This is a genomic window from Candidatus Enterococcus wittei (assembly GCF_002140175.1).
GTDB lineage: Bacteria > Bacillota > Bacilli > Lactobacillales > Enterococcaceae > Enterococcus_B > Enterococcus_B wittei.
Genome location: NZ_NGMO01000002.1, coordinates 293,335 through 313,507, shown reverse-complemented (window position 1 = coordinate 313,507; position 20,173 = coordinate 293,335). Strand labels below are relative to the sequence as shown.

At 37.7% G+C, this 20,173-nt stretch carries 15 protein-coding genes; 3 read left to right on the top strand and 12 right to left on the bottom strand.

Annotation, left to right across the window (positions count from 1 at the left end; translation table 11 throughout):
• The first annotated feature begins 1 nt into the window (after position 1).
• Entirely contained in the window at positions 2-658 is a 657-nt protein-coding gene (locus tag A5844_RS05730; protein ID WP_373419209.1) for an ABC transporter permease, read from the top strand.
• A 596-nt stretch (positions 659-1,254) separates the two neighbouring features.
• On the opposite strand, the gene kimA is transcribed toward A5844_RS05730, so the two are convergent.
• The 3 genes from kimA to A5844_RS05715 all read right to left on the bottom strand — a co-directional run bounded on the left by kimA (position 1,255) and on the right by A5844_RS05715 (position 7,317).
• Positions 1,255-3,078, bottom strand: a complete 1,824-nt coding sequence (gene kimA, locus A5844_RS05725) for a potassium transporter KimA (RefSeq protein WP_086284308.1) — start codon at positions 3,076-3,078, stop codon at positions 1,255-1,257.
• Positions 3,079-3,395: 317 nt separating this feature from the next.
• Complete coding sequence (locus tag A5844_RS05720) at positions 3,396-6,101, bottom strand: YhgE/Pip domain-containing protein (protein WP_086284307.1); 2,706 nt, start codon at positions 6,099-6,101, stop codon at positions 3,396-3,398.
• Positions 6,102-6,372: 271 nt separating this feature from the next.
• The gene (locus A5844_RS05715; protein WP_086284306.1) at positions 6,373-7,317 is read right to left on the bottom strand and encodes an NADP-dependent oxidoreductase; all 945 of its coding nucleotides are present in this window, start codon (positions 7,315-7,317) and stop codon (positions 6,373-6,375) included.
• 192 nt (positions 7,318-7,509) lie between these two features.
• On the opposite strand from A5844_RS05715, the gene rpsN reads away from it, so the two are divergent.
• On the top strand, positions 7,510-7,779 hold the full coding sequence (gene rpsN, locus A5844_RS05710; protein WP_086284305.1) for a 30S ribosomal protein S14: 270 nt from the start codon (positions 7,510-7,512) through the stop codon (positions 7,777-7,779).
• Positions 7,780-8,012: 233 nt separating this feature from the next.
• On the opposite strand, the gene A5844_RS05705 is transcribed toward rpsN, so the two are convergent.
• From A5844_RS05705 to A5844_RS05680, 6 genes are all read right to left on the bottom strand, one after another.
• Positions 8,013-8,378 carry a type II toxin-antitoxin system PemK/MazF family toxin gene (locus A5844_RS05705; protein ID WP_086284304.1) on the bottom strand — a complete coding sequence of 122 codons (366 nt, stop codon included), beginning with the start codon at positions 8,376-8,378 and terminating at the stop codon, positions 8,013-8,015.
• Between the two features lie 10 nt (positions 8,379-8,388).
• Complete coding sequence (gene alr, locus A5844_RS05700) at positions 8,389-9,507, bottom strand: alanine racemase (protein WP_086284303.1); 1,119 nt, start codon at positions 9,505-9,507, stop codon at positions 8,389-8,391.
• Positions 9,508-9,523: 16 nt separating this feature from the next.
• Positions 9,524-9,874: a holo-ACP synthase gene (gene acpS / locus A5844_RS05695; protein WP_086284302.1), complete on the bottom strand. Its 351-nt coding sequence runs from the start codon at positions 9,872-9,874 to the stop codon at positions 9,524-9,526.
• A gap of 816 nt (positions 9,875-10,690) precedes the next feature.
• The gene (gene cshA, locus A5844_RS05690; RefSeq protein WP_086284301.1) at positions 10,691-12,220 is read right to left on the bottom strand and encodes a degradosome RNA helicase CshA; all 1,530 of its coding nucleotides are present in this window, start codon (positions 12,218-12,220) and stop codon (positions 10,691-10,693) included.
• 319 nt (positions 12,221-12,539) lie between these two features.
• Positions 12,540-13,892 carry a UDP-N-acetylmuramoyl-tripeptide--D-alanyl-D-alanine ligase gene (locus A5844_RS05685; protein ID WP_086284300.1) on the bottom strand — a complete coding sequence of 451 codons (1,353 nt, stop codon included), beginning with the start codon at positions 13,890-13,892 and terminating at the stop codon, positions 12,540-12,542.
• Positions 13,893-14,107: 215 nt separating this feature from the next.
• Entirely contained in the window at positions 14,108-15,175 is a 1,068-nt protein-coding gene (locus A5844_RS05680) for a D-alanine--D-alanine ligase (RefSeq protein ID WP_086284299.1), read from the bottom strand.
• A gap of 212 nt (positions 15,176-15,387) precedes the next feature.
• Between A5844_RS05680 and A5844_RS05675 the strand changes: the two genes are divergently transcribed.
• Complete coding sequence (locus tag A5844_RS05675; protein WP_086284298.1) at positions 15,388-17,127, top strand: ABC1 kinase family protein; 1,740 nt, start codon at positions 15,388-15,390, stop codon at positions 17,125-17,127.
• A gap of 116 nt (positions 17,128-17,243) precedes the next feature.
• Here the strand turns inward: A5844_RS05675 and A5844_RS05670 are convergent, their stop codons facing one another.
• The 3 genes from A5844_RS05670 to A5844_RS05660 all read right to left on the bottom strand — a co-directional run bounded on the left by A5844_RS05670 (position 17,244) and on the right by A5844_RS05660 (position 19,909).
• Complete coding sequence (locus A5844_RS05670; protein WP_086284297.1) at positions 17,244-17,609, bottom strand: DUF2512 family protein; 366 nt, start codon at positions 17,607-17,609, stop codon at positions 17,244-17,246.
• Between the two features lie 490 nt (positions 17,610-18,099).
• On the bottom strand, positions 18,100-18,552 hold the full coding sequence (locus tag A5844_RS05665) for a YaiI/YqxD family protein (RefSeq protein ID WP_086284296.1): 453 nt from the start codon (positions 18,550-18,552) through the stop codon (positions 18,100-18,102).
• Positions 18,536-19,909 (bottom strand): hypothetical protein, encoded by a 1,374-nt coding sequence (locus A5844_RS05660; protein WP_086284295.1) that lies wholly within the window; start codon positions 19,907-19,909, stop codon positions 18,536-18,538. Before A5844_RS05660 ends, A5844_RS05665 begins: the two co-directional genes overlap by 17 nt.
• Positions 19,910-20,173: the final 264 nt, after the last annotated feature.

The following is a 20,173-nucleotide window of genomic DNA, read 5'->3' as shown; positions in this document are numbered from 1 at the left end:
TATGGAAAACATGAATTGGTTTCAACAGTTTATCTATTATTTCCAAGAAAATGGCTTTTATGTATTCTCTCAGTTTCTTCGTCATTTCTTGATCTCGATTTATGGCGTACTTTTTGCAGCTATCGTAGGGATTCCCATTGGGATCATGATCTCAAGAAAGCGAAAATTAGCAAACTGGGTGATTCGTTTGGCGAACATCATCCAAACTGTTCCTTCCCTTGCCATGATTTCGATCCTGATGATCGGTCTAGGACTAGGTGTGAATGTCGTGATCGTGACCGTCTTTTTATATTCTTTACTCCCTATTATAAAAAACACCTATACAGGCATGATCCAAGTCGATAAAAATATCCTTGACGTAGGTAAAGGAATGGGAATGACTGCCACCCAGCGCTTGTTTATGGTAGAATTACCTCTTTCTGTAGCGGTAATCATGGCAGGAATCAGAAACGCCTTAGTCGTTGCAATCGGGATTACTGCTATCGGTGCTTTTGTAGGTGCAGGTGGCTTAGGAGATATCATCATTCGCGGGACCAATGCAACAGATGGAACATCTATTATCTTAGCAGGCGCACTTCCTACAGCCTTCATGGCCATCATTACAGACTGGTTACTAGGAATATTGGAACGAAAACTAGACCCAGCAATTAATCATTAGATGTTACGTTAGTAGCAAATGATCTGAATAATAAGACAAAAAAAGGCTGAAACTGAAGTGTTTAACCCCGAGAAATAAGAAGGAATTCACGGAATATATTTTTCAAATTTTTGTGAATTTCAACTTATTTCCGAAAGGGTTGCTTCTGTTTGCGCCGTTTATACGTATTTAGAGTGTGTAACAAAAGGAAATAAACCTTTTGCTCCACGCTCTTTCCTTATTACCATCAATCATCTGGAGAAATACCGTTCATCAAGGTCATGAAAAAGACATTTGATTGATGTTTTTATTGTCGAAATACGGCTTCTAGAACACGAGACTGGGATAGAAGCGGCTTATACGTGTTTAGAGCATGAGACAAAATTGTTCTTTATTTTTGTCCCACGCTCGAATAGAATATGGATTTTCAATAATAACATACATAAAAACAGAGAAAGAATTGGTGTAATTATTTTTTCAATGAGTATTTCATATGCCACTTTAAAAATATCTTCCCCTCATGGTGTTACATAAATCAACTAAAAACCGACCGTGAAATAACATTCAATCACTTCACGGCCGGGTAATAAGGAGATATTTATAAGTGTGTCTTTTCTTTATTTCTTCAGATGATAACTATAGGTACTTACTACGATATTTTCACGCCAAGACAGTCGCAAACGTAGTCTTAGACTCGTTTGATTATGCAAGATATTTTGCCATCTGCGATTCGGCACAAATTGCGGTATCAATACTGTGGTTGTATAGTTTTGTTTTGTGGAATTTTTGCTGACTAGATCCACATAACGAATAATCGGGTTTTCAATCGACCGATAAGAAGAATGAACAATCGAAAAACGAACATCTGGGAAATGTTTCTTAAATTCTGCTTCGATCTCTTTTTCCTTTTTGACATCTTCATCTAATGATACATGCATCGCTACCACATAGTCTCCAATTGAGCGAGCATAATTCAATGCTCCGATATTTACACGAGTCACATTACCAACTAACACAATAACTGTGTTTCCATCAAACTCATGTAATTTTGCTTCATCTTCTAAACGAAGTTGTTCAGCTACTTTTTTGTAATGATCATGGATTTTATAAAAGACAAACATCACGATCGGCATGATAATAAAAAATGGCCAGATATCGCCCAAACGATATACGAATAAAATAGCTATAATCGCATAGGAAATGAACGCTCCTGTAATGTTAGCTAGAGATTTAGTCAACCATTTCTTACTTTCTTTTTTCCATTTTATCACCATTCCAGTTTGCGATAAGGCAAAAGGAATAAATACCCCAATCGAGTACAATGGAATCAAACGTTCCGTAGAACCATTGAAAATGAACAGTAAAGCAATCGATCCTAAAGCTAAGGTGATGATCCCATTTGAATAACCTAAACGGTCCCCACGATCAAGATACATGTGAGGCATGAACTTATCTTTTGCCAAGTTATAAGCTAAAACTGGAAAAGCAGAAAAGCCTGTATTAGCGGCTACGGCTAAAATCAATGCTGTTGCAAATTGAAGGATATAGTATAAGATCCCGTGTCCGAAAACAGCTTGACCGATTTGAGAAAGCACGGTTACTTCTTTTTCTGGAACAATTCCATACCAATAATTGATAAATGTGATCCCAACAAAGAAGAATCCCAAAATCAACGCCATCATCGTTAAGGTTGCTGCGGCATTTTTTGCACGAGGTTTCTTAAAAAATGGTACGGCATTACTGATGGCTTCCACTCCTGTCAAAGAGGAAGACCCTGAAGAAAAAGCTCGCAAGATCAAGGCAATCGAGACACCTGGAACGACTGCCCCTGGAAGAGCTGTTGCTTGCAGCGGAACGGCTCCTGTCACGATATTTAACAAACCTACAACAATCAATAATGAAATGATCAAAATGAACGTATAGACTGGAAATAATAAGAAGGAAGCAGATTCTCTTAATCCTCGTAAATTCAACATCATCAGTAAAACAACGATCGTTACCGAAATAGCGACTTGATGCCCAAATAGTGCAGGTACCGCTGAAGTAATCGCTTCGGCACCAGCTGAAACCGAAACAGCCACTGTCAGCATATAATCGATCAGTAAGGAACCTCCCGAAATCAAACCAGCATTTTTACCAAGGTTTTCGCTACTAACGACATAAGCCCCTCCCCCATGAGGATAAGCATGGATGATCTGACGATAAGATAGCGTTAAAGAAATCAATAAAATAATAACAAATGCAGCGATCGGTAATGAATACCAAATCGCAGCAGCAGATAATGCTACCAATACTACGACGATCTGTTCCGTTCCATAAGCAATCGAAGACAATGCATCAGAAGATAAGAGCGCTAAGGCTGCAAAACGTGTTAATTTATGTTCATCATTTTCAGCAGATTTTAACGGTTTCCCTACCAATAACCTTTTTAAGTAGTCCAATTTTTATACTCCTTTACACACCTTTTCTCTGCGAAATATTGGTGTCAAAATTTATAGTAAACAAGTTGTTATAGTACGCCCACAACATTGAAATGTCAATAAAATTACAGAAAATATTCATAAAAACAAGCAACTTTTTCAAGTGTTTTTTTCTCTGTAGATTTTCATACTAAGTAAGCTTTGTGAAGATGTAGATATAAAAAAACGAGCTTAGGAAAACGATCATCTCCTAAGCTCGTTGATTGTCTAAAGCAGGGTATCTTTTCATTAAATACTAGCCTGTTTTCTTAGCAACTTGCTAAACAAAAAGTCACATGTTAGTGGAAGATTCGACTCTCATGGGCAGCTTCCTTGAATTTCTTCATTTTCTCTTCAATAAATGGAAAAACAGCTGTCCCGATGATCCCCACTACAACGAACAAACCAATCAAGATCCAGATCGCTTTTGTGGCATTTGGCCAGTAAATCCCACCAGTAGACTCTCGTAACAGATTCACTGCATGCGTAAATGGTAAAAATGGATTGATCATCTGGAAGAATTTACCTGACACTTGAATTGGATAGTTTCCTCCACCACCAGAGATGGATAGTACGAGAATGATAATCGCAATTCCTTTTCCGACATTATCAAAGAGTGCCGCTAACACATAGACGATCATCATAAATGATAAGGCAATCAAAAGTGAAAATAGGACACTATATACTGGATTGACTACGTATACTCCAAGCAAGAAAATGTTCCCTAATGTAACGATTAGACTTTGAGCAATCGCCACCGTCAAGAAGGTCAACATCCGAGCAACGAACTGTTCACGTTTCGTAAACTTATTACGTTCTTTCTTGTCTAAATAATAATCGGTTGTGGCAACACTTGAAAGTAATACTGCCCCTACCCACAAACATAAAGCAGTGTAAAACGGTGTGCTTGCGGACCCGTTATTTGGAATTGGATACAACGCATTAGTTTGTAGTTCTACCGGTGATGTAAAGAAATCACTTTCTTTTGTGGCATCTAATTTCAATAGTTTGATTACCTCGCCAAGATCGACTTCTTCTTCTCCCTTACGGATCGCATCTGCCGCTTTGGCGATTCCTGCTTTGATACTAGGCCAGTCATTAGTGATCAGATCAGCCGCAGCATTGACTGCAGTTTCCACTTCAGGCATTTTTTCATTGACCGTTGTCATAGTGCTATTGATTTCATTTCTGATCGTTGGCCAATCATTTTGAACAAAATCAGCTGCTAAGCCTAATTTTTCTTGTAATACAGGAAGATCATTGTTGTAAAGATCTGCCCCTTTATTGATCCCATTGACGATAGTCTCCATATTACCATTTAACATCGTATTTGCATCATGGATTTCCTGTCCAATCGCTGGCATTTCTTTTTGATATTTCTCTAAGATCGCTACCACATTCGTTACCGTTTCTTTGGTTGCATTTAACAATGAATCAAAATCGATTTGTTCCGCTTGGCTTAACACACCCTGAGCGGTAGTGATCGTATCGATCACTTGATTCAAGAGTGATTCGACAGTTGTGCTGACATTATCTACTGGAATACTTTTGATTAAATTATTTACTGAAGCTGCAGCATTTTGAACTTCTTGAAGTAATTTTTTTACGTCATCGATGTTTCCTGTTTGGATTGCTTCATTCAATTGGACTAATCGATTTTGCAAATCAGTCAATAATAGTTTGACATTCGTTAAGGCATCGATCACTGGTTGTAATTTCGAACTTCCAGTATTTGCTTGCAATTGTTTCAAGAACGCAATCACTTGATCGATCGCTTTTTGTTGTTCTGGGATACTATTGATAAAACGAGTTAATACGTTATTGATATCTGTTTTCTCTTGATCAGTAAGTTGTCCATCTGCCACAGCTTCTTCAATTGTTGCTGCTAATGAACTAGTAGTAGTTGCTACTTGACTGATTGAATCTAAAGTCGTCTTCACACTCGTTGTGATCCCTGGAACAGCTTCTTTCAATTGTGTAGCAGCGTTCTTCGTATCTGTCGCCAAGTTGCTAGCTTGTGATTCAAGTTTTTTCACATCTGGCAAGATGGCTTGCACTTGTTGGATGATGGTTAATCCTTGTTTTGCTTCGTTGATTGCTTGATCCATCGTTTCTTCAATAGAAGAAAAGTCATTGTCGATTTCAGCAATCTGCTTTCCTGCATTTTGGATCTCAGGAATCTTTTGTTGAAGATCAAGAATGATTTTTGCTTGATCTTTCAACTCGGGCATCTTCTCATTCAATGCCACGACCTTTTGCCCCATTTCATCGACCTGTGGTAAATAATCGACAAATTCATTGGCTTTAGCTAGTTTATTTTTGATATCTGGTAGTTGCTTTTGTAAATCAAGCACTTGTTGGGTATAACCATCAATAGACCCTAAGTTTTCATCTGTGGATAAGATCATTGATTTCACTTTATTGATACTTACTAAGTTCGAATCGATATCATATCCGATTTCATTGAACACTCTTAGTAACGTATCACTAGCTGTTTTGATAAACTCACTGGAAATCTGTGATTGAATCGACGTTGCCCCTTTATCGGTGATTTTCGGTGCAATCGCATTGATTTTTTCATTTACTGTATATTCGATTTTGGGTTTCCTGATGTCCCCACTCGTAAAGCTTAATAGATCTTTTGAAAAATCTTCTGGTAAATAAATTCCGGCGTAGTATTTTCCCGAACGTACACCGTCTTCTAACTCCTGTTTCGAATCAACGAATCGCCAACCTAAATCTTTATTTTCATGAAGAGATTTAAGCACTTCTTTGCCGATTGCTACTTCATTTCCTTGAAATTCTGCCGGCTTGTCTGCGCTGTACACAGCAATTGGTAAATCACCGGTATTCCCATATGGATCCCACAACGCTTTGATATTAAACCATGCATATAATGAAGGGATAATCATGATGGCAATGATCAGAAGTGTGGCAATTGGGTTCTTGGCTATTCGTTTCCAATCAAGTAAATATAATTTAAGTGTATTTTTTATTGACCGCATAAATATCCCCTTCTTTTGTTTCAGCTGATCCACTTTATCATGTATTTCAACTTATTTTCAATAACTTTTTCATGAAAATCCCCTAAATTTTGACATATAAATCGAATTGTCCGAATGTTGCCCCGTTTACCTTAATAAAATATTAAAGTTCGTCTCTTTTACTTTATCATCATTTATGTAGGAAAGATATTTATAAGGTAATCATCGACAAAAAGTCTGCACCATTTATAGCATGGACAGACTCTTTTTCAAACATAGACGAAATATATTCTTAATCAAATACCAAGCTTATTTTTCCAGCTGGTGGATGACCTTCCATTTTCTGGTGTGCCACAATCACATTTGCCAAAGTGGCTGGTAATGTTTCTGCTATCTTTATGGCAAAATGACCTTGTTGATAGGCGGAAAAAAGATGATCAAAGGCTTCCCTATCTTGATATTCTTTTCTTGGAATATACATTTCATAAAAACCATTTTTTTCATTACGTAAGGATAATTCCGGTAAATCATTTAACGCAATATATCGACCACCTTCTTTCATGATCTGGATCCCTACTTTTCCTTGTCTGCTTCCCTTGGTGGCATCGATCACGATATCTGCTTGATCAGCAAAAACTTCCCCAGGATTTTCTTCATCATAGGCAGAAAAATGGGAAACTCCTAGCTGTCTCACACTATGTTCATTTCTTTTAGAGGCGCTTGCTAATAGATGGATTCCTTTTTCATGAAGTAATTGGACAAGACTTCTCCCTACATTACCAGATGCTCCTAGAATCATGACAGTATCGGTGGGTTGTATATCCAGTAGATGAGTAATCAAATGATACGCTGTAATTCCCGGAGTGACGATTGCTGAAGCTTCTGCCCAATTCATTTTTTCGGGTAATTTTGCTATTTTCTTTACCGGTACAACCACTTCTTCCCCATACGTACCTCCTAATGCGTGCAACGCAACACGATCTCCTACATGAAAATAATTTACACCCTCGCCTACTTCCGTAATGATCCCTGCACCATCGTTTCCTAGAACATAAGGAAATTTCAACGTACGCTCGGCTTTCATTTTTCCCAAACGAACCGCTACATCATAAGGATTGATACTAAAAGCTTTTAAATTTATTCTCACATGCTCTGCAGTAACTTCACGTGGTTGTGCCAAAATCTCCTCAAATACCTCTTCTGCCTTTCCATAACCGTTTATGGCAAATCTTCGCATCGTTCAGCCCTCCCCTTTTTCTTTCAGTTTACGTACGACAAGCACTTTTGACAAAAGAAGCGCTTCGATTTTATTTATTTTTTCGTTTTCGAGAGAAAAAAATTGTCTTTTAAAAAAGACTATGATATAGTAGCTACTCAATCAAACGTAATCATTACGTTTTACATAAAAATTTATTGGAGGAAACGATAGATGGCAAAAAAATCTAAGATTGCGAAAGCAAAAAAACAACAAGAAATCATTGCTCAGTATGCGTCATTACGTCAAGAATTAAAAGTTCAAAAAGATTATGAAGGTTTACGTAAGCTTCCTTTAAGTGCACGTCCAGAACGACTTAAAAATCGTGACATGATAGATGGTAGACCACGTGGATATATGCGTAAGTTTGGTATGTCTCGTGTGAAATTCCGCGAGTTAGCTCACCAAGGACTGATCCCAGGAGTGAAAAAAGCTAGTTGGTAATGTTAAAATCCACTTTTTCCACCCTCTCACACCAAAAATAGCCCCTTCATAATAAATAAGCCGGATCATTTCGAAAGGCAGAAAAACTACTTTCGAAATGATTCGGCTTATCTTTTAGAGCTAGTACTGGTCCCAACTACAACTTTTATTTAGCATTTTTATTTTTAGTACACGCTAGGACGACCCTTTTCGTTTTCATCAACCTTTTATATGTAAAAGTGTGCTGTTTTATCTTATGATTTTGCGGCAGGCATTAACGCTTCAATACCGACACTGATTTTTAGCGCACGATCGACTTCTAACATGATTGGCCGTTCTAAGTGACATACTTTTTCTTTTAGCCTTGATTTATCAATTGTCCTGATTTGTTCAAGCAGGATTACAGAATCTCTTTCTATACCAGTTCCAGTTGCTTTTATTCCTATATGCGTAGGCAACTTGGGCTTGGCCATTTTGGCAGTGATAGCAGCAACAATCACTGTGGGACTGAAATGATTTCCTAAGTTATTTTGAATCACCAATACAGGACGTGTCCCACCTTGTTCTGACCCTACGACTGGAGAAAGATCAGCAAAATAAATATCTCCTCTTTTTACCATACGCCTCTCCTTACTCTTGATATTCTCTAGGAATTCGAGGTCCTAGTATACATGCAACTTCATAATGGATCGTTTCCATTTGATCCGCCACATCTTGCATCGTAATTTCCTCTTCACCACTTTGACCAATTAGCGTTACTTTGGTCCCTACCGGTAGTTCATAAGGAAGTCTCACCATCAATTGATCCATACAAACTCTTCCTACAGTTTCACAATAGACACCCTCAATTAACAACGAGAAACCTTGCATTTTACGTAACCAGCCGTCTGCATAACCAATGGGTACAGTACCAATCCATTCTTCTTTGGGAGTTACATAGGTCTCCCCGTAGCTAATTCCTTCACCTGCAGGTAGTTTTTTCACTTGGATCAATTCAGAGACTAACTCAAGTGCTGGTCTTAAAGGGTAAACTTCTGCTAATTCATGTCCTGAAGGATTCAATCCATACATCGCTACCCCATATCGGATCATATTTCCAGGCGCCTGTTCGTGCCACAAAGCAGTAGCACTATTACTACTATGGATGTATCGGGGTAGCTCTGGAAGATTTTCAATCACTTCTAAAAAACGCTTATTTTGTTTTTCCCAATAAGAGGTATCTGCCTGATCCGCTGTTGAAAAATGAGTAAAGATTCCTTCCCACTCCAACACCGAACTATTTTGCAGATAATTGACTGCTGCATTCACTTCTACGGATGAACGAAATCCAATTCGCCCCATGCCTGTATCTACTTTCAAATGAAGTTTAAGTGGGTGCTCTAAGTGACGTTCTTCTAAATATCCAGTTACATGCTCCAACCACTCTTCATTCCCAGCTGTAATAGATAGATCATGAATAACTGCTAACGTCAACGCATCAACAGGAACCATATTCAATACAAGAATTGGTTGTACGAAGCCTGCTTCTCGTAATTCGATGCCTTCGTCTAAAGTAGCTACACAAAAGCCAGAGGCCCCTCCAGCTTCTGCCGCCTTGGCAGTTTCGACTGCTCCATGACCATAACCATTTGCTTTTACTACAGCAAATAATTCTTTATCACTTAATCGAGAAACTTCATTTGCGACATTTTCTGTAATTGCTTTTTTATGTATAATCGCTTTCGTTGGACGATGCCAAGCAACAACCATTATTATTTCCTTCTTTCTAGTCTTCTAAAATAATCTGTGCAAAAGCTAATTCATCTGTATGTGTGATACTGACCCAAATCTTCCCCTGATGAGGTGATTTTGTCACGATTGGCTGACCAGCTTCATTTTTCAAAATCTCAATCTCTTGAAAAGTGACTTTCCCGATACCTGTCCCCCAAGCTTTTGAAAAAGCTTCTTTACACGCATAACGACCGCCTAAAAATTCCACTTGCCGATGAAAGGGTAACCTACGAAACATTTCGATTTCACTTGGTGTTAGCACACGATCAATAAAACTCGTTTTTTCTTTGATGATCTTAGCAATTCTCGACAGTTCAACTGCGTCAATTCCAATTCCTGTTATCATACATGACTTCTCTTTTCAAAAAATTTTAGAACACCCTAATTCTACCAAATTTTTAGTATTTTACCACCAATAAGTCTAGAAATAACAAAAATGAAAAGTCAACTAGAGAAAATCAGCTGGAAAATTTCGATATCATTATAAAAATGAATTCCATTTTTAAACATAACATTTAAAAAAATAATTCTTTTAAACAAACGCTTATAAATAAATATGAATAAACGTCTGTAGCAACGCAATTTATCTTCTCCCACCTGAGAAAATAACGAATAGCTAGTTACGTTCTCTCACTCTTTATTTCAGTTTTGAATACTAATCTGCGAAACATAAAATCCGTCACATAATAAACTTTACTATTTTAAAAAACATAAAAATTATTTTAACATTGATTTTTATAAAAATCAGCTAATAAAAAATGATTAGATTAAACTTGGTTTTTTCTTAATAAATAGATAATACATCCATTTATTCTATAAAATAGATCAAATAAAAAAATACTTTATAATCTTATATTACATAACTAAAATAACTTTATTTAATACGTTATTCAATTATCATTATTGATTGAAATCTCCGATCCTCTCTCTCAATTTATTTCCTTATATAAAAATCAACCCGATCAGACAGTTTACCTGATCGGGTTGATTTGATATTTAAGGACTTTTGTTTTGAGAAGAAACGTGTTCCCAGCCTCATCAAATTGACTAGCTAGAGTTAATTCCAACCCCTTCAGTATCAAGTTGAAACCCGAAAAATAGGGAAACTATTTTTCACAAACTCAAACTTAACACTCAGAGCTTAACGCATCATGTTCTCAGCTTAATCATTATTCGTACGGATCACAAACCCACGCTTTTTATCATTTGTGCGTTTGCCACTACCGCTGTCTTTTTGTTTATTGTGGTTTTTACTGTAACTACCTTTTGCTGATTTGTTACCACGATAGTTTCCGTTGTCACGACGGTTACGGTTGTTTCCGCCACCTCCGCCACCACGTTTTCCATTTTTATTATAGCCTTTTTTCTGCATAGGCAATGGACGTTCTGGTGTGATTTTTACTGGGGTTGCATCAGATGGATCTTTTGCTGTTGTTTTCAATAACAACGCAACAAGATCTTGAGCAGAATATTCTTCTAACAATTTATCTGCGGTTTGCAAATATTTATCTAACCCATTTTCTGCCAATTTTTCTTCGATTTGCTCAACTGCAGCACCTAGCTGTCCTTTGAACGCTTCTTTTTCAGTTGGCGGACGTAAAGTTGTCATCCGTTTTTTCGTTAAGTTTTCAATAACATGTAGATAGCCCATTTCATTTGGTGTCACAAATGTTACAGACATTCCACCTTTACCAGCACGCCCTGTACGACCAATACGGTGAACGTAGCTTTCTGGATCTTGAGGAATATCATAGTTGTAAACGTGTGTCACACCTGAAATATCCAAGCCACGAGCAGCAACATCCGTCGCTACTAGAATATCTAAATGGCCGCTCTTGAATGAACGTAGCACACTCATCCGTTTTTGTTGAGAAAGGTCTCCATGGATTCCTTCTGCACGATAGCCACGAGCTTCTAGACCACGTGCTAATTCATCCACACGACGTTTTGTGCGTCCAAAAACGATTGTTAATTCTGGTGATTGAACATCTAATAGACGTGTCATTACATCGAATTTTTCATATTCTTTTGCACGCACGTAATATTGGTCAATCAAATCAGCTGTCATTTCTTTGGTTTTGATCTTCACGTGAGTAGGATCTTTCATGAATTTCACACCGATGCTTTTGATTGCTGGCGGCATTGTAGCTGAGAATAATAATGTTTGACGTTGATCAGGTACTTTTGAAATGATACTTTCAATATCTTCTAAAAAGCCCATATTCAACATTTCATCCGCTTCATCTAAGACTAATACTTCAACAGTACCAAGTTTCAATGTGTGGCGGTTGATATGATCCAACATACGTCCTGGTGTACCAACAACGATATGTGGACGATCTTTCAATCCACGGATTTGGCGACCGATGTCAGCCCCACCGTAGACAGCTTGTACACGTACACGTTTGTCGCGACCAAGGCGGTAAAGTTCTTCTTGTGTTTGGATGGCTAATTCACGAGTAGGTGCAATAACTAATCCTTGCAACTCTGAACGTGTAGTATCAATTTTTTCTAGCATAGGCAGTCCAAATGCAGCTGTTTTACCTGTCCCTGTTTGCGCTTGTCCAATTACGTCTTTTCCATCTAAGGCAAGTGGAATCGTTTCTGCTTGGATTGGCGTCGCTTCTTCAAACCCTGCACGCTCTACTGATTGTAATAATTCTGGTGATAATTCTAGTTCTTTAAATTTCAAATGAATCCTCCTATATGGTTGTTAACTGAGGATGTAGCTAAATATTGCTACCCCGTCGATTGTTCGGTCAAAGTGTTTGTTTCTTTTGACAGTGGCTATGCATGTTTTTCATCTAGCACTAGCCTCTATGCACCACCGAAAAATCACTTTGCGAAGTTTAGGCATTAGAAAAGCCAAACGGGTCGCGTTCAGCTTTATCATTATTATGACATCTGGCTTTAGCAATTACAAAAAATGATAAACCCAGTCCAATTTCTCTTCATCTTTCGGCAATAGGTTATTCTAACATATTATTTTGTTTTCTGCAAGTTTACAGGTCTTATTTCATTCCTTGTAATTCCTGCACTACTTCAATCAAGCCCATACTGTTGCTTCCTTTTAGCACAATAGTATCTGTTGGTTGTAGCTCTTTTTTGACTGATGAAATCAATTTTTCTTTGTCTTCTTCTATATAAAAAACAATAAGTCCAGGATATTTCTGTGCGAGAGCTTCTTTTAAAGCACGCATTTGCTTTCCATATAAAAAGATTTTTGAGAATGCTTCAGGAGTAATATGTTCACTCATCTTCGCATGCATTGCTAAAGAATCTTCTCCCAATTCTAGCATATCTGCTAGTACAGCTAATCTTCGTCCAGGGGTAGGAAATTTTGCTACCGTATCTAAAACTAAGCCCATTGCAGTTGGATTGGCATTGTACACATCACTTAATATCGCTGCACCATTTCCAGCAGTTAACCATTCTGTCCGATTTTGTGTGACGGCTACACTGGCTAAGCCACGCTGAATCGCCGCAATATTGATGCCAAAAAAGCGTCCAATAGTATAAGCGATCAATGCATTGGTTACATTGTAGCTTCCAGGTAATGGAATCGTCATAGTCTCTCCAGCAACTTCAAAAATAGTTTGTTGCTTTTCTTCTAAGATGATCTTCGCAGAGATATCTCCCTCATTGATCCCAAATGTTTGGATTCTTTGTTTCAGAAAATGTGTTAATGGTGGGAGCAAGGGTTCATTTTCTGGAATAACCAACAATCCATCAGCCACTAATCCATCAGTGATCTCCATTTTTGCTTTAGCAATTCCTTCTCTTGAGCCTAAATTTTCAATATGTGCTTCTCCGATCATGGTGATAGCCGCCACTTTAGGTTGAGCCATCAAGGATAACTCTGTAATTTCATGGGCATGATCCATTCCCATTTCCAAAACGATTTTTTCTGTGTCTTCTGGCATATGCAAAATAGTATAGGGCATGCCAATATTATTATTGTAATTTCCTTGTGTCTTATAGGTTTTATATACTTGAGATAAGACAGATGCGGTCAGATCTTTCGTTGTTGTCTTCCCATTACTTCCTGTAATCGCAACAACATCAGCACCTACCTTTGCTAAATAATATTGTGCTAGTTCTTGCATCGCTTTCAACGGATCTTTTACAGGGATGACCTCGATTCCTTCAGGCGCTTTTTCCAAATTCCAGCTCCAAAAAGAAGCGACTGCACCGTTAGCGAGTGCTTGCTCAATAAATTCATGACCATCTCTTGTTCCAGCGAGAGGAACAAACAAACTCCCTTCGGTCACTTTTCGACTATCAAACTCCACATTCGTAATTGTTTTTGTTGAATCATGCTGACTTCCTACAGCTTGTGCAATTTCTTGTATGGTTATATTCATCTTTCTCGGTCCTTTCCACTTAAGGCGAGTAGTCATCAAACAGCACGTTGAGTGAATACGTACCGTTTCATCACTCCAATTAGTAAGGTTGCGAAAATAGTCATTGTGAAAGTGTCAGGACTCAATCCCTTTACTTTCATCAGCTCATCATGACTATTCCACAACCTTTATCTTTCATTTAGCTTTTATTTTTCTGCGTAACTGATACATCCATTTTATTCAAAAAAACTTTGTCTCTGATTATAACGATTCAAGCCTAACTGGATCAACTCTTCAATCAAATCACCGTATTTAAGTCCCATATTTTCCCACAATAAAGGATACATGCTGAAAGCCGTAAATCCCGGCATTGAATTTAATTCATTAAGAAATAATTCATTTTTATTTGTTAAGAAGAAATCACAGCGACTCAAGCCGCTTCCACCTAACATCGTATAAGCGATTTTTGCATATTCTTGAGCTTTTTGATGAACTTCTTCTGGCACCTCTGCTGGAATCTGCATTTCGATTTTATTATTTATATATTTTGCTTCATAGTCGTAAAAGGCTACGTCTTTGACTACTTCCCCTGGCAACGTTGTACGCACGTCTTCGTTTCCTAAAACAGCGACTTCGATCTCCCTTGCTTCGATCCCTTGTTCGACGATTGCTCGTGAATCATATTGATAGGCAGTAGCAAGTGCTTGTTGCAGTTCTTCTCGGTTCTCTGCTTTTGAGATCCCAACACTTGAACCCATATTTGCTGGTTTCACAAACATTGGATAAAGCAATGAACCTTCACATTGATCAAATACTTTTTTAGGATTTTCTTTCCACTGATTTTTCAGTACAGGAACATACGGAACTTGTGGGACACCCGCTGCTTGTAAAATATATTTCGTCATGATCTTGTCCATCGCACAAGCACTCGTTAAAACACCTGCACCAACATAAGGCATGTTCAATGTTTCTAAGAATCCTTGAATCGTTCCATCTTCTCCATTTGGCCCATGAAGAACAGGAAAGACGATAGTGCCTTCTTCTTTGATTTCCCCTGGATTGATGACTTTCCCGGTAAATCCTTCGGTCATTTTACCACTTGGATCCCACGTTAAGTGTAGATCCGCTTCACTGGCAGGTTTTTCGGTTAATAATGGGCCTTTCACCCATTGTCCTTCTTTGCTGATAAATACGAGTTGAACTTGGTAATAGGCATAATAAATTGCATTTAAAACTGAGAACGCTGAAAGGATCGAAACATCATGTTCCGCACTGCGTCCGCCATATAATAAAGTAATCTTCAAAAGATTGTCCTCCTGTATTCGTTATCGTTCCATTTTTACTTCATATTTTAGCACAAAATCAAAAGATTCAAACATCTTATTTTAAAAAAGGTGAAGAAGCTTTCGATCATTCGTCAAACTCCTCGTTTTCTTTCCTCCATCCTACCCCTTTCTATCAGAATAGTTGTCGCATTTTTCCTTTGCAGTTATGATAAGAGAAAGGAGTGAAGATCATGGCAAAAACCCACGGTCGTTTAACCGAAATTTTACGTGTTCTTATAAAATTTAACGTCATCCCTAACTTGATCCAGCAAAAAAATCCCGATCAAGTCAAATCCGCTTTCGAAGAATTAGGTCCTACCTTTATAAAAATTGGACAAATGCTTTCTGTTCGAGATGATTTGCTCTCTCCAAATTTCACGAAGACTTTTAAAACACTACAAGACAGTGTGCCTAGTGATTCCTTCGAAATAACTAAACACACGATTGAAACTGAATTAAACGAGTCTCTTGAGACGATTTTTGATGAATTCAACCAAATTCCCTTTGCCTCTGCTTCAATGGGACAAGCACATCGGGCCATATTGAAAAATGGTGAAGCAGTAGTCGTCAAAGTCCAGCACCCTAATATTGCGGAGGAAATCCTCATGGACTTGCAATTGTTTGAACGAGCTATTCCTTTAATCAAATATATTCCTGAAACTAGTGTGATCGACTTGAAAGGGGTACTACAAGAAGTCAAACGTTCCTTAACAAACGAATTGGATTTTTATAAAGAAAGCCAAAATGGTGCGCAATTCTATCAATTGAATGATCATTGGCGAGAGATCCGCACCCCTAAAATCTATGAAGCTTTCTGTTCTAAAAAAGTCATTGTGATGGAGGAAATGTCTGGTGAAAATTTAAATCACCTCATGAACCTAAAGGAATCAGACTCCTCAATCATTGAAACAATCGGAAATTCTCAATTAAAACAGCAGATCGCCAAACTACTGATTGAACACTTTATGAAACAAGTCTTTGATGATGGCTTCTTTCACGCAGATCCTCACCCTGGGAACTTATTATTCAAAATCTTAAGTCCGGAAGAAGCAGAAAAAAATGTGACAACCGACACGAAGGAATACCAAAAAGAATTAGGTGCCTTTACGGTTAAAGCAGAAACAAGCGTAACCGAGCCATTACAGCCTTATGTTCTCAGCTACATTGACTTTGGCATGATGGGTCATCTATCTACTTCCCTTCGCCAAAAATTAGTGGAAGCCGTGCTTGCCCTTTACACTAGAGACTTATATCGGATCGAAAAAGCAGTAGTTCTTCTGTGTCAACAAGAAGGCGCCTTTGACGAAAGCAACTTTCACCAGCAACTAGCAGATTTTTTAGCTCAATACTTAGACTCACCTATTGAAGATATTGATTTGCAGCAAGTCTTTACACAAATCATTAAAATCTGTCACCAAAATCATTTACAGATTGATCGCGATATTACGCTGCTTTTGAAAGCTTTTAGCACCTTAGAAGGTGTGATTCGTGTATTAGATCCTGAAATCTCATTGATGGAGGTTGCTTCTCCTTTTGCACAACGATATTTCTTAACACATCTATCCCTTGAAGACACGCTGAAACAAAGCGGTTTGGATTTGTTTGAAAGTATGAAAACTGTACCCAAACTTCCGCAACAGATCCATCACTTAATTGAAGCTTGGGGAAATGGTCAAGGGAAAATCAACTTAGAGCTAAAGAAGCAAGACCAATTATTCAACCGCATTGAAAGCATGGTCAATCGCTTAGTCTTTGGTGTGATCTTAGCTGCTTTGATCGTGGGTTCCTCTCTCTTAGTTCAGGCAGCTCCCACTGATCAAGTCAACTTTATCACTATTTTAGGTATTTTCACTTATACGATAGCAGCTGTAGTGATTCTATTTTTAGCAATCGATACCTTGATCACCTATTTTAAAAAACGCCGAAAATAAGCCGAAGAATCCCCGAAATAGAAGAAACTATCTTGGGGGTTCTTTGGCTTACCACTTAAAATCAATTATACTTACAAGTCGCTCAAAGCGACCAAACTCCTACTTAACATTTACATCTATTCCATTTTACGTTCGTCTGGGACAATCCCTTGATTCAATAACCATTTATGGAAGAACCATTCAGCGACTCCAATCAACAATGCAGGTACTAGAACTCTCATCCAAATATCAGATAGATCATTCATAAAGTATAGATATGCCCAGATAATAAGGGCTGCTGATCCAGCATCAGCAATCGTAGCTGGGATATTTCCTAATTTTCTCAAAATCAGTAGATCACCTAAAACATAAATCATTACAACAATGATCACCCCAATAATGGTAGAATCCATAAAACTAACACCGTATAAACCAGTTAACACGATCCACAAAATTGCCCAAATCATAATTGCTTTTACTACTAACGCTTTTACATGTTTCATTTTTTTCACTCCTCTCTTTAATTAGAAGAACATGACCAATAAATTAAAATACACTAATTATTATATCATCTGTGCCACAAAGCAATCAAAGAACTCGCTCTATTTCTAGTAAATTCAAAAAAACAACCCATCCTAAAAAGGATAAGGTTGTCACATTTATTTACAGGAATCTGAAATATATCTATTTTTTTCGAAAAAACCATCTACCATGCGTATACGCTGAGCATTCGCTCTCATTAATAGCGCAGACGTTTAGACAGAAAAGAAGTAAAAGATTCTAAAAATCGCTTTTTTATCATTTGGTAAATAATACTTGCGCCTCCATCAGAAATTCAACTTCTAAGAGATCCACGGCTGTTTTGTTCAAAAACAACTATTAATTTAGCTTTAGTATACAAGTTCACACCCAGTAGAGTAATAGTTTAGTTGCGATCTAAGCATTCTTTTAATAGAAAAAGTCTTTGTTCTATCTGTTTTTCTTGCCCATCATTTACTCAGTCCATTGTACGGTCAATGCCCCTTTTAAAGCCTTTTTAAACCGCTGATGATCTTGTGGTGTAAATGGTTTAGGTCCTTTTGTTCGGACACCCGCTTTCCTCATCTGACTGCTTTGGTAGCGTTGTTCCAGCAATCCATTGATATTCGTTGCATCGAATTCTTTTCCTGATTGATGAAAGACTCGTACGCCCTTAGGCAATACAAGGGAAGCTAGGCCATAATCTTGAGTCACTAATAAATCACCTTTACGGATCATTCCAACAATTTTATAGTCTGCACTATCCGCCCCTTTATCGACATAAATAAAGTGTACTGTACTTGGGTATTCTTTATTGGTGTAATGATCTACACTTGTAACGATCATTACTTCGACTTGATGTGCGGTAGCAATTTCGATGACATCTTCTTTGACTGGTGAGCCATCACCATCAATGAATATTCGCATGCTCTTCCTCCTTTTTCCATAGAAGATAAACAATGATCACCCCGATGATCAATAAACCGATATTCCCCCACTTCACATATTCCATCAATTGAATCGTGGATGCAGGAACAGGAAGCTTTCCTGTCAGCTGTAATAATATGCGTACTGGCTGATCCAATAATTGAGCTGCCCCAAGCATCAATGCCATCAACAGAAATTGGTGGGAAACACTACCTTTGTTTTGTGTCGTAAACTTGGTGATCACTCGTCGATCTGTAGGAATAGCTGTCTCTACGTCACAATATCTCTGATTCAACCAACTGTTCATTACCGTATACCAGAAACTAAGTAAAAATATCCCGATCCCAAATAGTTGAGAAAACAATAAAATCAGCAAAGAGCTAAGTAAACCGATCAATTGCAGCAATACTGGTGAAAGAGTAGATAACTGAAGAACGGACTTTCCAGAGAGTTTTGCTAAGACCACCCCTGCCACATAAGGTAAATACAGATAGACACTTAATCGATCAAACCCAAATACGCAACCTATATACAATGTACTAAATAAAAAGAGAAAATTGCCAAACATCCCACTCAAAAAAGTAAACACATTTAGCCATGATGACAATTTCCAGTTCTTTCTTGCTCTTCCCAGATAAAATGCAGCTAACAGGAATAGGAAGACAAATCCATAAATAGCGAAGTCAAACAACTGAGGGTCCATAAGAAGACGGGCATTCCTCAACAGAAACAAAAGAATAAAAAAAACAAGGAAAAGAAACAATTCTTTTGGAACTACTATATGTGATTTGATTTCTTTAAAGTCAAGTTCATATCGTGGATAATGACTGACAGTATGATACGCCATGATATAAAATAACGTATACAATGCCAACGTAACTACTATCTGTACAGTACCAACTGATTCAATCGAACGAAATAACACCACTAATAAAAAAAGAGCGAACGGAATTTTATTGGCTGTCATATTCGTGAATCCCTGCTGTTTCTCATGATAGTTAACCGTCAGATTAGCTGGAGTTAACCAGGAGGCACTCAAACCTAGTAAAATACTAGAGAGATAAAACAAGGGGAAATAAACGACCCCTAATATCCCGATGAATGAACCCGCTCCTCCCATCAATAAAGCAATCATCAATAAAGTATAGCTATCCAAACCAAAACGGAGACTGCTCACTAAAAATAAACCCGTCATCCGAAAAGTATAAAATAAAGTAAATGGGAGCACTAAGGACCAATTTGTTCCATCGCTTAGTCCTAAAAACAACAGATAAGGGATCAAGATCACAGTATTACTTAAAATAAACGGTGCGGTTTGCGTGAAATTCCGCCCGAATTGTTTTATTTTATTGAACATATTAAAAGCTCCTTAAGCAATTAATTCCATTTTTTTGTAAAAAGCAACTTATTTCAAAAAAATAGTCCACTTAGATTAAAAGATTCTACTGTACATCAATGCGAGACCATCTAAGTAATTACTGATGACTTGCACACCAGATTATCAGTAGATAAAAAGATTATACCATAGGGAAAAATGAAAAAGCAGGCTACTGATCAATTCCTCTTGAACCTTTGCTTTCTTCATTGTCATAAAAAGATAAACAAAAAAACAGGAATTTCA

Excerpts from the sequence above, each read along its gene's own strand:
- A5844_RS05660 (WP_086284295.1), bottom strand. The coding sequence starts at position 19,909 with ATGTTCAATAAAATAAAACAATTCGGGCGGAATTTCACGCAAACCGCA.
- A5844_RS05730 (WP_373419209.1), top strand. The coding sequence starts at position 2 with ATGGAAAACATGAATTGGTTTCAACAGTTTATCTATTATTTCCAAGAA.
- alr (WP_086284303.1), bottom strand. The coding sequence starts at position 9,507 with ATGGTTGTTGCTTGGCATCGTCCAACGAAAGCGATTATACATAAAAAA.
- acpS (WP_086284302.1), bottom strand. The coding sequence starts at position 9,874 with ATGATAACAGGAATTGGAATTGACGCAGTTGAACTGTCGAGAATTGCT.
- rpsN (WP_086284305.1), top strand. The coding sequence starts at position 7,510 with ATGGCAAAAAAATCTAAGATTGCGAAAGCAAAAAAACAACAAGAAATC.
- A5844_RS05685 (WP_086284300.1), bottom strand. The coding sequence starts at position 13,892 with ATGAATATAACCATACAAGAAATTGCACAAGCTGTAGGAAGTCAGCAT.
- A5844_RS05705 (WP_086284304.1), bottom strand. The coding sequence starts at position 8,378 with ATGGTAAAAAGAGGAGATATTTATTTTGCTGATCTTTCTCCAGTCGTA.
- A5844_RS05670 (WP_086284297.1), bottom strand. The coding sequence starts at position 17,609 with ATGAAACATGTAAAAGCGTTAGTAGTAAAAGCAATTATGATTTGGGCA.
- A5844_RS05720 (WP_086284307.1), bottom strand. The coding sequence starts at position 6,101 with ATGCGGTCAATAAAAAATACACTTAAATTATATTTACTTGATTGGAAA.
- A5844_RS05715 (WP_086284306.1), bottom strand. The coding sequence starts at position 7,317 with ATGCGAAGATTTGCCATAAACGGTTATGGAAAGGCAGAAGAGGTATTT.
- A5844_RS05675 (WP_086284298.1), top strand. The coding sequence starts at position 15,388 with ATGGCAAAAACCCACGGTCGTTTAACCGAAATTTTACGTGTTCTTATA.
- A5844_RS05665 (WP_086284296.1), bottom strand. The coding sequence starts at position 18,552 with ATGCGAATATTCATTGATGGTGATGGCTCACCAGTCAAAGAAGATGTC.